We start from the raw sequence: 13,400 nt of genomic DNA, 5'->3' as shown, positions 1-13,400 counted from the left end.
GCCCCTGGTCATCCGGGACCAGAACATCGCCGCGCTCTGGGCCTTCCACCACGCGCCGCGCGGCCAGGAGGTCGGCCCCTTCGGTGACCGGCCCGTCCGCTATTTCATGACCCCCAGCGGCGGCGCCCACGCGTTTCAGTTCCACGTCTCGCCCCAACCGCAGTCCCTGGGGCATTTCCTGGTTTTTGCCCCGTCGGGCGGCGGCAAGTCCACCCTACTCACGCATCTGTTGGGCGGGCTGGCCAAGTTCGAGAAGATCCGGAGCCACATCTTCGATTCCAAGGAAGGCACCCGCTTCATGGTCGAGGCCATGGGCGGGGCCTATCAGAGTTACGACCAGCTTGCCCTGAACCCGCTCGATGTCGGCGAGGACACGGCGACCAACCGCAATCGGATCTACGCGATCCTGCGGTCTCTCTGTGGCGGTCTGGAGCTCGCGCCCGAGGACAAAGACGCGCTGAACCACGCGGTGGACATCACCATGCATCTGGAGCCCCCGCACCGGACCCTCAACGAAATCTTCAACCATGCCTTCGCCCGGCGCTCGAACCTGTGGCGGAATTTTTCCCAATGGGTTGTCGACGACAAGGGCAACAGGAGGATGCACAGCCATGTTTTCAACGTCCCAGAGGATAGCATCGCCGCTCTGCTGAACCACTATACCGACGATCCCCTGCTCATGGTCCATACCCTCCACCAGGTTTTCCTGGGGGACTGGGAGTGGGTCATGAATACCCAAAGGCGCCTCCTCTCCCAGGCGGTCGCGGCCTCGGCCCAGTCCTTTGCCGAGGATGCCCGGCGCTCCATCGAGGCCTTCAAGGACGAGGTTCTCACCGACGCCCTGCGCCAAAAATCCATGGCCATGAACGAGGCCGCGCAACTCGCCGACAAGGCCCAGGGCCAGTTCCGCCGCCTCCTCCGCACCCTGACCCTCCTCACCACCCTCAACATCGGCGTCGTCCTGATCTTCTCCGCCCTTGTTCTCACCCTTGTCCAATGAAGGACCCCACCATGTCCCGCTTGCTCTCCAAGATCCGCCGTCGATCCCGCCTCCTGGCCGGTGCGCTCTCCCTTCCTGCGGTGCTGGCCGCCAGTCCGGCCCTGGCCGCCGATGACTGGACGGCTCCCATCAAGAGTTTCATTGAAACACTCACCTCCGGCCTTGGCACCATCGGTGCCGGCGTCCTGGGCCTGGGCATCATCGCCCTCGGTCTCTGGGCGGCCATGTCGGGGCGTATGGACTGGAACCGCTTCGCCTTCTCGCTGATCGGCGGGCTTCTGGTGATGGCCGGTCCCTCCATCGTCTCGGCCCTGTTCGCGTCATAAGGGGAGGCACCATGAAAGCGGCCTCTCCCATTCTTCCCCAAATCCAGCGACCGGTGACCCTGTTGGGCCTGCCGCCGGTCCTCTTCGGTCTCGCCGCCACGGCTGGCAGCGTGGCGGCGGTGAGCTGTTTGATGATGGGGGTTGCGCCCCTGACCCTGCCGGTCGCGGTCACGGCCCTCGGCGGCCTCTGGGCCTTTTTCTGGCAGCGGGCGCGCGCCGATCACCATTATGACCGCCTGTTGATCAACGCCCGGCGCATCTGGAAAGGCAAGGTCCGCACCCCGCGCTCCCTCATCGCCGGGAGGCGTCCATGATCTGGCCCGATGTCATCGCCACCGGTGTGGTCGCGGCCCTGGGCGGTGCCCTGGCCGTGCCCTCGACCCGCCGCCTCGTCCTCGGTGAGGTCAAGCACGACTGGCTCCAGGACGAACTGGACCTCGACCATATCGCCGGGGATGGCGCGACCATCGTCAACAAGGATGGCACCCACAGCCGGGCCTGGCGCTTGAGGGGACTCTCCTACGATGCCAAAATCGAGCAGGAGCAGCATGCGCTGCTGCTCGGACGGCAAGCCCTGCTCCACCAGTTGGGCGGCAAGGGCCTGCAACTCCGTTTCCTGGCCGTCAAGCGGCGCCGTCCCCTGCATTGCACAGGCGAGTGGCCGCACCCGACCCTGACGGAGATCGGCCGCGCCGAAAGGGTCCGCTATCAATCCAGCTATGAGGTGGAATGGTATCTGCTCGTCAGCGGGCGGTGGAGCCATCTCCTGGCCGACGCCGACCAGGCCATCCAGGCCAGCCTGTCGGCCTACAAGCCCGCCCCCGTCACAGTCCCGGATGATCCCGACTCTCCCTGCCCCTTGACGGGTCTGCTCAATGGCCTGGTCTGCGGGGACTACCGGCGGGATCTGAGCCCCCAGACCCGGACCCTGTCGGGGGCCCTGCCCGCCTGCGACCTGCGCTTCGAGCCCTCCGGGCTCGTCCGCACCGAAGGCGCCACCCCGGCGGTCCACCGGGTCATCGGCATCCGGGAGTGGCCCGAAACCGTCTCGGGTCGGACCATCGGCGACCTCCTGGCCCTGGATGGCGATCTGGAAATCACCCAGATCTGCGACCCCTGGAACCGGGACAAGGCCCTGGCCATGTACAAGCGCCAGGAACAGGCCCAACGGACAGCCCTGCTAGGCAACCACGCCCTGGCGTCGGAAACCGGGGTCATCCTGGACATGCTGTCCGATGGAACCGCGACACTGTTCGTCGCCCAATTCCAGGTGATCGCCCGGGCCGAAAACGAAACCGCGCTCGCCAGCCTGGTCAAACAGGTCTGCGAGGTCCTGGGCGAACGGCGCATCAGCTATTCGGTGGAAACCACCGGCACGCCCCTATGCTGGTTCGCCCGCCTGCCCACGGCGCCGGGTAAGGGCAAGCTGATCCCCGGCGGCCACCTTCTTCGGCCCCTGGTCATCCGGGACCAGAACATCGCCGCGCTCTGGGCCTTCCACCACGCGCCGCGCGGCCAGGAGGTCGGCCCCTTCGGTGACCGGCCCGTCCGCTATTTCATGACCCCCAGCGGCGGCGCCTACGCGTTTCAGTTCCACGTCTCGGCCAAACCGCAGTCCCTGGGGCATTTCCTGGTTTTTGCCCCGTCGGGCGGCGGCAAGTCCACCCTGCTCATGCATCTGTTGGGCGGGCTGGCCAAGTTCGAGAAGATCCGGAGCTACATCTTCGATTCCAAGGAAGGCACCCGCTTCATGGTCGAGGCCATGGGCGGAGCCTATCAGAGTTACGACCAGCTCGCCCTGAACCCGCTCGATGTCGGCGAGGACACCGCGGCCAACCGCAATCGGATCTACGCCATCCTGCGGTCTCTTTGTGGCGGTCTGGAGCTCGCGCCCGAGGACAAGGACGCGCTGAACCACGCGGTGGACATCGCCATGCACCTGGAGCCCCCGCACCGGACCCTCAACGAAATCTTCAACCATGCCTTCGCCCGGCGCTCCGACCTGCGGCGGCATTTTTCCCAATGGGTTGTCGACGACAAGGGCAACAGGGGGATGCACAGCCATGTCTTCAATGCCCCACAGGATAGCCTCGCCGGGGTGCTGAACCACTACATGGTCGCCATCAACATGAACGAGGCCCTGGATGATCCGGAACTGGGGCCTCCGGTGGTGGCGCATATCGCCTCGGCCATTGGCAAGACGGCGGCGCGCAGCAGCCGTGGCTTCGTCATCTTCATCGACGAGGCCGCCAAGCTGCTCCAGAACGCCGGGTTCCTGGACCTGGCCGTCGAGATGTTCCGCGAATATCGCAAGCTCAACGGCGTGGTGGGCATGGCCTTCCAGGACCCGGCGGCCCTGTTCAAGACCGGGCGGGCCGATGCCTTTGTCGAAAGCTGCGCGACGCTGATCTTCCTGCCCAATGCCAACGCCAAGGCCGAGACCTTCGCGCCCTTCGGGCTGAACGACGAGCAATTGGCCTTCTGCCTCGGCCAGAGGGTGACCGCCGGGCGGCGTCAGGCCCTGGTGGTCAAACGCGACGGCGCCACCGGCTTCGACGAGAGCGCCATTCTCGATATCGACCTGTCGTTTCTGGGGCCTGCCTTGCGGTTCTACCGCTCAGGCGTGGACGCCAATAGCGACCTCGACCGCCTCAAACAAACCTGGAGAGACCAATGGCACGGACATCTTTAAAAGGGCGTCGCCTGCGCGCCGTCGCGCTCGTTTGCGCCCTGATCGTGGCGCCGGGGGTGGCCTGGGCCACCTATCCGGTGATCGACGTCAAGGCCCTGGCCGAGGCCGCCAGGCAACTCAACGCCCTCAAAGAGCAAATCCTTCTCATCAAGAAGGAAATCGAGAACACGACGCAGATTCTCACGGTCCTCAAGGACGTGAGCAATCTGGTCCAGGAGCAAATCGACGCCATCGGCGAACTGGGGGAAATCCCCGTCCCCGTGCTCAATGTCATCAAGATGACCCGGCAGCTTCAGCGCGATGCGATGTGTTTGAAGCCCAATCTGGAAGCCCTGATGCCCAGCCTGGACATGGACGACATCAATCTCGCCTCCATTTGCAGCGCCCGCACGGCCTATGCGGACACCCTGTGGTTCGATCCGGCCAAGGCAAAGGAGATGACCTGGGAAGAGCAGGACGCGGCGCGGCGCGAGGTTCTGAAGCGGCGCCAGCGCGTGCTGCGCACCGCCGCCGTGGACGGCCTGGCCCAGGCCGCTGTCCAGACCGCCGCCACGGCGGACCAGGCAGACCAGGCCGTGGGGGAACTGGAGCGGCACGCCAAGGCGGCGAAAAACGTGAACAGCCGCCTCGCCGTGCTCAATCAGACCCTGTTGCTGATTGCCCGACAGTACGCGACGCAGACCCAGCTCCTGGCCTCCACCCTGCGCATCCAGGCCGCCCAGGCCACCATGAGCACGGTCGATCAGGATCCCATGAACCCCGACGGCGAAACGCCCGATGTCCCCGGGACCAGCGGGGAGGCACCCCAATGAGCCTCCCCCGGTCTCACACCCTATTGCGCGGCCCCCTTGGCCGCCTGCTTGGCCCGGTAGTCGGCCAGAACCTGGGCATCATGGGCCTTGGCCTTCTCGCTGCGCCAATCGGGAATGTCATTGCATTCCCGGGTCAGGATATTGGCCTGAACGATGTAATGGCAGGTCGTTTTATCCGTGGTCGCGTTCCATTCCGTGGCGCCACTCAGTTCCTGCCTACCCCGCCACTGCTTATAGACGGACTTCCAGATCTCGAACACCGCCGCCAGGTCATGGCCCCTTTGAATGGCCTCCCGGTCGGGATGATGGTCCAGGGCCTCCAGAGCCGCCCATCCGTCACGGCGCAGCTCCGGTTTCCAGGCCTCATAGGCCGCCTTGTAGCGATTGTACTCCCGCTCCGCCGCAGGCCAGTCCGGCAAGGTCGTCCACATCCGCACCGCATAGTCCGGGTCGAGGAAGGTTGGCCGCATGCGCAGGGCTTCGGCCCGACCCGCCGTGACCGCAAGGAATAGGACCATGGAGAGTGAAACGACGACCTGCTTCACCTGCGACATCGTCGGTGAATATGTGTCCCTGGCGGACAACTTCGTGGGCGATTTGAGCCACATGCTGATCGGTCCCATCTGGGCGGTCTTCCTTTCGCTGGCGGGCCTGTGGATCGCCATCCACGGCCTGAAAATGATGCTCGGCCAAGCTGATTTGCAGGGCCTCGGCAAGGAATTCGTGTTTGTCGTTATAGCCGGAATCCTGTTGGGCGGCCAAGGGCCGGGCCTGATTTCCCAAACCTACGACGCCTCCCTGTCCGTCATGGGCTCTGGCGCCAGCGCCGCCCTCTCCGTCGGCGGCATCAGCGGAAAAGCTGCCGCCCCGGAAGGAACCGACGGCATGACCCAATTGGTTCAAACCGCAGAATTAGGTGTGGTCAAAGTCTTCGAAATGGCGACGGCCATTGCCGCGCAAACCAGTTGGACCGATCCCGTCGTTCCCCTGATTTACGCCCTAATGCTGTTCGTCCCCTATTTCGTCCTTCTAGTCGTCTATTTCGCCCAGGTGGTGGTGAGCATCTTCCGCGTGATGATGCTGGCTGCCCTCTCGCCGATCCTGATGATGTGCTTCGGCTTCGGCTGGGGGCGGGGCATGGCCTATACGGGCCTGCGGACGCTCCTCGCCGCCTTCATGGTGCTCTTCGGCAGTTCCGTGGCCCTTGCCCTGATCCTGTACGGGACCGCGCAGCTCAACATCGGCGACGCCTCCATGGGCGCGGAAGTCACCGATGTGGCCTTCGACAACCCGAAGATCCTGGTTGCCATCGCCCTGGGCTGGCTGGGCACGGCCTTCCTGGCCGAGGCCACCTCCATCGCCAATTCGGTCACCCATTCGCAGCTGACCAACCAGGCCGCCATGGTCATCACCGCCGGTGCCACGGCCACCGGTTTGGGATTCCTGAAGGCAGGCAAGAAGGCTCCGGGCAAGCTCCTGGATGCCGGTCTGTTGGGGATCGAAACCACCAAGAACCCCAAGGGGGCTGTCAGCGCCGCCAAGGACAAGATCAAGGAACGCCTGACCAAGGCGCATTTCGACAAGTAACTCCCCTTTTCACCCCAGAAAGGACATCCCAATGAGGATCCGTGTGCTTTTGCTCGTCCTGTTCACCCTGTCCACCTCCGCCTGCGCCGACCTGGAAATGCCCCGGAATGCCGGGGGCAACGCGGCGGATGAAATGAAACTCTCGCCCTGCGCCTGCGATCCCATCGACTACAACAGCGAGGGGTTCCAATGGCTCGGGTAACCCTTCCCTGGCTCGCCCGTTGGCGCGCCAAGACAGAGCGCGTGACGCCGACCTTCTCGCGCGTTGACGATGGCCCGGCCCTGGCGCCCCCCGCCGCCCCTCACATCCCCCCTCATGCCCCTCCCCATGCCACGGTTTCCGAGGCCGATCCCTTCGCCTTCCAGGCGGCCCACCGGCGGCTCGCCTGGATGCTGCGGCTGTCCGTGGCCACCAACATCGGCCTGCTGGCCACCGTGGTGGTCCAGGGCAACGCCATCGGCGCCCTGGTGCCGCTCAAAACCACCGAGGTTGCCCTGGTGCGCGGCTACGAGCCGGACGACAAGCTCTACCAAATCGAGCCGATCAGCGAGGATGTCAACGGCTTCGACCTGCTTCTGGAGGCCACGGCGCGCCGCTACGTCCGTCTGGTCCTGGAGATCGACCGGGTCACGGAAGGCGAACGGCGGGCCGAGGCGGCACGGATGTCCGATGCGGGTTTCTGGCGCAGCTTCGTCCGCGACCGCATCGACACCAAGGAACGCACCGACGCCCTGACCGACGGCATGGTTCGACAGATCGAGGTGGGCGACGCCACCCGTTTATACAGCCTCAGCGACGACTATAAACTGGTGGTCGATTTCATCCAGATCGACGAACGCCACGGCAAGGAAATCGAACGCAAGCCCCTGCGGGCCTACCTGTCGATGACCACCCGGCCCCAATCGGTATCCGCCGAGGACCGCTTCGCCAATCCCCTGGGCCTCACCGTCCTGGACTTCGTCCTGCGCGAAAGGCCCTCGTCATGACCCGGCTTGTCCCCTCCCTGGCGGGCGCCGCCCTGGTGCTCTGTGGCGCGCTCGTTTGCGACATCCTCACCACTGGCCACATCGCAGCATCCTGGATGCTCGTCCTGACCGCCGCCCTTGGCGGGGCGGCCCTGTGGTCGCCGGTCCTGGCCCTGGCGCGCCGGTTCCACCTTCCGCCCCTGTCGGCCCCCGCCGGTCGCTTCGTCCTGCTGGCCGTGGCTTTGGCCTTTGCCCTGGCCGATGCCTACGCCGGGGCGCTCCAGGCCGAGGTCCACCCCTTCCTCCTCCCCACCACCCTTTTGTTGACGCTGGCCGGAGCGATCTCCGGCATCGCCATCCGCGCCGCCCTGTCCCGCCCCATCCCCGAGGCCCCGTCATGACCCTCCGCTCCCTGGCCCCCCGCTCCCTGGTACTCGCCGCCCCGCTGCTGCTGGCCGTCGCCTGGCCCGCCCAGGCCCAAACCCCCTTTTCCCCCAGCGGAGGCCCGCCGCCGCCCCCGTCCCCAGCCGCTGCCCCCGCCGCCGCTGCCCCGGACATCCCGGTTCCGGAGGATTTGGTGCAGCAGATCAAACAGCATTCCAAGGGCGACTTCGGCTCCCTCGACCGCGCCGTATCCATCGGCATGGTCCAATCGGCCTGGGACAAGGCCCCGGAACAGGCCGCTGTCTTCACCTATGACCTCAATCCCCTGTCCACCTACAAGGTCCGGGTCCGCGAATATATGGTCACCGTCCTTGAACTGCCCCAGGGCGAGGAAATCGAGGCCGTCGACCTGGGCGACAGCATCGGCTTTGAGGTCAAGCCCCGGGGCAAGCGCCGCCTGGCCATCCGTGCCGCCGGTATGGGCTATGACACCAATATCGTGGTCTACGGCAAGAGTGGCTTGATCTACCCGATTTATCTCCGGGCGGAGGGCTTCAATTCCCGACATGTCCCCGACCTTTTGGTGCGGATCGAAGGATCGGTCCGGGCCGACACCGATCCCGCCGTCCCCGGCTTCGAGCCCTTCGACACCGCACCCCTGCCCCTGGTGCCTCCGCCGGTCACGGCGGAAACCGAGGCAGGGGCCTTGACCGGGGCGAGCAACGGAGAGGGTCTGGCCGGTTTGGACGACAAGGGGAAAAAGGACGGAGACTTCGTCAAATCCGCCCCCTTCACCCCCTCGACCCTGCGCGGCTGGGGGGACTACAGCCTCTGGGGCAGTGACAACACCCTCAAGCCCCGCACCGTCTATCGCGACGACTATTTCACCTACATCAAGTTCGGCGACCGCTGGAAGGACATCGAACTCCCCACGGCTTACGTGGTGGTGGACGAGATCGACGAGTTGGTGAACACAAGGGTCGATGGCGACACCTTCATTGTCGAAAGCACCCGCCCCCTCATCACCCTGAAATCGGGAAACAGCTATCTCTGCATCCGCTATGACGGCGCGGAGAGCGGACAATGAGCGCCGTCTGTGACATCGCCCTGGTCCTGGGCCTGACGTTTTCCGGCCTCTGCCTGCCCCCGCCAGAGCCCGAGCCTCCCGCCGCCCTGCCCGAGGATCAACCGACGGCCTGGGCCATTCCCGCGCCCCCACCGCCGCCACCGCCCCCTGTGGTCCGCCCCGCCACCGTCGCCATGCCACCGGTGGTGATCACCAAGGTGATCCAGCTTCCGGCCCCCGCCTCACCGCCGCCGCCCCAACCGCCCCCGGCGCCGCCCCCGGATCCCTATCGCCTGGCCGCCCAACGGCTGTGGGACAGCCGGATGCGTCCCAGCCTGAAAGGCCAGATGGCCGTCTTCCAGCCCGGCAGACCGCCAACCATGCCCCTCCCCCGGCCTTCCGAGCCAACCGCACCGGAGCCCAAACCCGATTACGAGGGCGACCGGCGGGTCTCGACCCTGCCGGTTGACAACAGCCGGATCGTGACGACGGACCGGTACATCACCGGCGTCCTGGAAACCGGCATCAACAGCCAGTTGGACGGGTCCAAGGGATCCATCGTCATCCAGGTGGCCCGCGATGTGTACGGCTACCACGGGCGGAACCTGTTGATCCCCAAGGGCTCGCGCATGGTTTGCGACTACGAGAGCCCGGACAAGATCGGCTCCTCCCGTCTGGGGATTACCTGCAACCGGATCCTCATCGCCGAACATCGGGCGGAAATCATCGAACTCGCCTCAGCCGGTGGCGATGTCCAAGGCCGCGCCGGGTTCACCGGCGAGGTCGATAACCGCTTCGGCGAACGCTACGGCACGGCCTTGATGCTGACGGCCATCTCCAGCGCCGTGCGCCTGGCCACGGCCTCGGCCACAAGCAACGACGAGTCCAGCACCATCGCCGCGGCGACCGACGCCGGGGCCGAGGAAATGTCCACCCGGTTTGGCGAAATCACCGCCTCCGTTCTCGAACAAACGGTTGATCTCGCCCCGATCATCACCGTGCCCCAGGGCACCCGCGTCCAAATCCGCCCCGCCAACGACTGGTATATACGGGAGGTCACGTCATGATCCGCCGATTTTCACTCTGCCTTCTGGTCTTCGCCCTATCCGGCCTTCCAGCGCGCGCCCAGGTCCCGGGGGAGGCGCCGACGGCGGCAACCGCCCCCGCCCAACCCGGCACCCAAGCCCAAGCCCCGACTGGAACCGGGGCCGGAACCGGCCAGGACCCTGCGGCCATGGGGGAGGCCGTCCGCAAGGTTCCCATGCTGACCTTGCCGAAGGAAACGATCACGATCCCCGAGAACGAACCCATTCCCCTGGACATGGTGCTGCGCGATGTCCCGGGCGCCACTCCCGACCTGTTGGACGGCGTCACGGCCAAGGCCTTCACGCGCTATGTGACGGTGGACGGGCAACGCATCGGCCAGCTGGTCCTGACCGCCGTCACCAAGGAAGACAGGATCGAGGAGCTGCCCCACGAGCTCTTCGTGAGCCAATTCGAGATCAAGACCGCCCCCGTCCTGCCGACGGCCGAGGAAGTGACCATCGAGGGCGACCAGGACACCATGATCGCCGCGCTGATGCGCCTCCAGGAAAAGGAGGAGACGGACCAGGCGGAAAAGAAGGAGAAGGAAAAGGAAAGCCGTGACAGCCGGAGCGGCCAGGACGGCGCCGCCGGATCCTCCGGGCGATCCTCGAACTCGGACGCGGCGAATTACCAGACCCCGGACAAGCTGAAGGTGTCGAAGACAGACGCCAACACGGACGAAGTCCTCACCGACGACACCGAGGAGGAGGTTGTCATCCCGGAGGTGGTGCTGACCACGGATGGCTGCTCCATCCGCGTGGACCTGGCCCAGGGCGTGGCGATCCAACAAAACCGCGTGGAGATCACCACCGGAAGCACCACGGAAACCGAGGCCTGCGCCGATGGCCCGGATCGCTTTCCAATCCTGTCCACCTCGGCGGGCTGCCCCGACCGCGTCGACCTCGCCGCCGGCGCCGCCACCCCCGCCTTCCGCCTGTACTACACCGGGCCTGATGGGAGCGAGACCCGCGTCACCGCATGCCAACCCGACCCCCAACGCTCCTTCCCCATCGAGGAGGACGAGGCCGGATGTGCTCTTCAGGAAGACGACTACACCCAGACCTCCGTCCGGCTCCAACGGCTGATCTATCACGATGCCAATAATACCACCGTGGTGGTACAGGACTGCCAGCCCATCGAGACGCGCCGGGTCCTGACCCGGGGCTGCGACATCCGCGTGGACCTCGACCAGGGCATGGCGATCCAACAGGTCCGCACCGAGACCTTCGGCGAGGACGGCACATCGAGCGAACAGTGCCGCGACGGCACCACCCGCTATCCGATCCTGTTCACCTCGGCAGGCTGCCCCGACCGCGTCGACTTCGCCGCCCGCACCGCGACCGCCCAGCGCCGCCTGATCTACATTGACCCGACCGGTCAGGAGGTGGAGGTGACGCGCTGCGCGAATAACGCCGAACAGGTCTTCCCCATCACGGAAGACCGTACGGTCTGCTCCCATTCCGTCGACTACGAGAAGATGACCGTCGTGCCTCAGGCCCAATGGGTTTATGTCGACGCCAACAACGCCACCGTGGTGGTGCAGGACTGCGAACCCGCCGAAGGCGCAGCACCGGTCCCGCTGGTCGAGACGGAGGAAGGCTGCACCCTTCGCCACGACTTTGCCTCCAACCGTTCCAACCGCCAGACCAAGCTCATCTACCACATGGGCGACCTGACCTATCAGGCGAGCGACTGCGTCGACAGCGACACCTGGCATCCACACCTGCGCCTCCATGAAACCGCCGACGGCCAGCAGGTTTGCCCGCCCGTCATCGACACCAACGGCAAGGTGATCACCCGCGCCAGCCGGGTGCAGATCACCGTGGACGGGGTGCCGGAATACATCACCGAATGTCAGCCCGATACGGTGGGGAGCGCGCTTCTCGCCACCACCGATGGCTGCGACAATCCCGGTACCTGGCCACACAACTTAAGTGCCGGCCAAAGCGTCGGTCAGGAACGCTATTACTACACCCGGCAGAACGGCCAACGCGAGTACGTCACCGGCTGCCAGCCCTCCACCGTCACCTATCCCCACCAGATCCAGGTCGTCGGGTGGCAGCCACACGACGAGCAACGCTTCGCCTATCTCCTCTCGACCGTCTACATTATGACCCCGAAAGGCCGGTTCGATCTGGTGTTGGCCGAAGTGCTGCCGGGAACCGCGCAATACCCCTATGTCAAACAACGGGACCTGCTCACCCAGACCGAGCAGATCTTCTATAGCGGCTGTACCCGCTTCGCCCGCACCGAGAAGACGGAGGTCTGGCTGCGGCCCGACGGCAGTGAATACATCCGGCCGATGGGCGCGGGTGCCTCGGCCAACCTGGGTAGCGCCTGTCAAACCCAGAAACCGGGCACTCCCAGCCAATGGACCCTGGTATCGACGCAAGGCTGGCGACGGGAGTGCCGCAGCCAAGCCATGTGGCGCGACGGCGACAACAGCGAACATAAAGCCTGCACCGCCGTCTATGTCTTCCAGGGAGCGCAATACCAAAGCAGCCTGACGACCGTGCGGGAGGACGGCACCACAATGTCGGCGACACCGGCGACCAAGTGGGAAACCGCCATCGGCCAGACCTCCTGTCAACAGAGCGGCGAAAAGGACCTGAGCTGCGCGGCCCTGTCTCTCAGCTGGTCAGCCGCCCCGCCCCCAGCGCCCCAGGGGTTGGACTCCTTCTCCGATCCCGTCACTTACCCGGGTCTCAACCGCAGCCAGCCGCAGTCCTCCAGCGTCGCGGCCTGGCTGGCGGAACTGGGCTGGTGACGATGCCCCAGCCCTCCCCCGGCCGCTCCGGTGGCGAAGTGATGCGGCGCCTTTTGGCGCCGCTCACCCCCTATTACGCGGATCCCGGCACGGTCGAGATCCGCATGAACCGGCCTCACCAGGTGATCACCGAACGGCGGGGCGAGGGCAAACGCGCCCACCATGACGATCACTTGAACCGGGCGACCATTGAACGCATCGCCCGGTCGCTGGGCAACGCCAGCGGCACGGCCTTCGACGGCGAGGAATACGTCAAACTCTCCACGGTTCTTCCGGGGGGACACCGGTTTGAATGTCTGGTCGGCGCCAGCGTTCAATCGGGCCTGTCGCTGGCGATCCGCTGCAAGCACCCCTTCACCCCCTCCTGGGAGCAATGGGGGACGTCACATGCCCTGCGCGATTACCTGACTGCGGCCGTGGCCCGGGATGCCAACCTGATTGTCTCGGGCGCGACCAACACGGGCAAGACGACGCTGCTCAATATGTTGCTGGCCACCCTGCCCGACAGCCGCCGCGTGGTCGCCTTGGAAGATACCCCCGAACTCCAGATTGGACGGTTCTGGGATGGCAATGGCCTGCTGGCCGCGCGCGAGGCCAACACGGCCACGGGCATGGTGAGCTGGCGCGAACTCTACGACCATCTCATGCGCATCACCCCCGATCACATTGTGTTTGGCGAGATCTCCACGCAAAACGCCTTCGCCGCCCTGGCGG

At 65.7% G+C, this 13,400-nt stretch carries 13 protein-coding genes and 1 pseudogene; 13 read left to right on the top strand and 1 reads right to left on the bottom strand.

Features of this window, described 5'->3' with window-relative positions; all coding sequences use genetic code 11:
- The 5 genes and pseudogenes from ACLIRY_RS26030 to ACLIRY_RS26010 form a co-directional block, all read left to right on the top strand.
- Positions 1-1,000: pseudogene (locus ACLIRY_RS26030) on the top strand (hypothetical protein); the annotation flags it as partial.
- 11 nt (positions 1,001-1,011) lie between these two features.
- Complete coding sequence (locus ACLIRY_RS26025; RefSeq protein ID WP_413208342.1) at positions 1,012-1,326, top strand: TrbC/VirB2 family protein; 315 nt, start codon at positions 1,012-1,014, stop codon at positions 1,324-1,326.
- 11 nt (positions 1,327-1,337) lie between these two features.
- Positions 1,338-1,640, top strand: a complete 303-nt coding sequence (locus tag ACLIRY_RS26020) for a hypothetical protein (RefSeq protein WP_413208341.1) — start codon at positions 1,338-1,340, stop codon at positions 1,638-1,640.
- The gene (locus ACLIRY_RS26015) at positions 1,637-4,018 is read left to right on the top strand and encodes a VirB4 family type IV secretion system protein (protein WP_413208340.1); all 2,382 of its coding nucleotides are present in this window, start codon (positions 1,637-1,639) and stop codon (positions 4,016-4,018) included. The genes ACLIRY_RS26020 and ACLIRY_RS26015 overlap by 4 nt, the downstream gene beginning before the upstream one ends.
- The gene (locus ACLIRY_RS26010; RefSeq protein WP_413208339.1) at positions 4,000-4,830 is read left to right on the top strand and encodes a hypothetical protein; all 831 of its coding nucleotides are present in this window, start codon (positions 4,000-4,002) and stop codon (positions 4,828-4,830) included. The genes ACLIRY_RS26015 and ACLIRY_RS26010 overlap by 19 nt, the downstream gene beginning before the upstream one ends.
- Positions 4,831-4,850: 20 nt before the next feature.
- Here the strand turns inward: ACLIRY_RS26010 and ACLIRY_RS26005 are convergent, their stop codons facing one another.
- Positions 4,851-5,375 (bottom strand): hypothetical protein, encoded by a 525-nt coding sequence (locus tag ACLIRY_RS26005; protein WP_413208338.1) that lies wholly within the window; start codon positions 5,373-5,375, stop codon positions 4,851-4,853.
- On the opposite strand from ACLIRY_RS26005, the gene ACLIRY_RS26000 reads away from it, so the two are divergent.
- The 8 genes from ACLIRY_RS26000 to ACLIRY_RS25965 form a co-directional block, all read left to right on the top strand.
- Entirely contained in the window at positions 5,347-6,417 is a 1,071-nt protein-coding gene (locus tag ACLIRY_RS26000; protein WP_413208337.1) for a type IV secretion system protein, read from the top strand. The two genes, ACLIRY_RS26005 and ACLIRY_RS26000, sit on opposite strands and share 29 nt — an antisense overlap.
- A 31-nt stretch (positions 6,418-6,448) precedes the next feature.
- On the top strand, positions 6,449-6,619 hold the full coding sequence (locus ACLIRY_RS25995) for a hypothetical protein (protein ID WP_413208336.1): 171 nt from the start codon (positions 6,449-6,451) through the stop codon (positions 6,617-6,619).
- Positions 6,607-7,404 (top strand): VirB8/TrbF family protein, encoded by a 798-nt coding sequence (locus ACLIRY_RS25990; RefSeq protein ID WP_413208335.1) that lies wholly within the window; start codon positions 6,607-6,609, stop codon positions 7,402-7,404. The genes ACLIRY_RS25995 and ACLIRY_RS25990 overlap by 13 nt, the downstream gene beginning before the upstream one ends.
- Positions 7,401-7,784, top strand: a complete 384-nt coding sequence (locus ACLIRY_RS25985) for a hypothetical protein (protein WP_413208334.1) — start codon at positions 7,401-7,403, stop codon at positions 7,782-7,784. Before ACLIRY_RS25990 ends, ACLIRY_RS25985 begins: the two co-directional genes overlap by 4 nt.
- On the top strand, positions 7,781-8,854 hold the full coding sequence (locus ACLIRY_RS25980) for a TrbG/VirB9 family P-type conjugative transfer protein (protein ID WP_413208333.1): 1,074 nt from the start codon (positions 7,781-7,783) through the stop codon (positions 8,852-8,854). Before ACLIRY_RS25985 ends, ACLIRY_RS25980 begins: the two co-directional genes overlap by 4 nt.
- Positions 8,851-9,900, top strand: a complete 1,050-nt coding sequence (locus ACLIRY_RS25975) for a TrbI/VirB10 family protein (protein WP_413208332.1) — start codon at positions 8,851-8,853, stop codon at positions 9,898-9,900. The genes ACLIRY_RS25980 and ACLIRY_RS25975 overlap by 4 nt, the downstream gene beginning before the upstream one ends.
- On the top strand, positions 9,897-12,686 hold the full coding sequence (locus ACLIRY_RS25970) for a hypothetical protein (protein ID WP_413208331.1): 2,790 nt from the start codon (positions 9,897-9,899) through the stop codon (positions 12,684-12,686). Before ACLIRY_RS25975 ends, ACLIRY_RS25970 begins: the two co-directional genes overlap by 4 nt.
- A gap of 2 nt (positions 12,687-12,688) precedes the next feature.
- Positions 12,689-13,400 (top strand): ATPase, T2SS/T4P/T4SS family (locus ACLIRY_RS25965; RefSeq protein ID WP_413208343.1); only part of this gene is annotated, 712 nt, incomplete at its 3' end.

The organism is Rhodospirillum sp. A1_3_36 (assembly GCF_047263945.1).
Taxonomy (GTDB): Bacteria; Pseudomonadota; Alphaproteobacteria; order Rhodospirillales; family Rhodospirillaceae; genus Rhodospirillum.
Note: the sequence above shows the minus strand (reverse complement) of the source record. Positions and strands in the feature narration are given on the sequence as shown.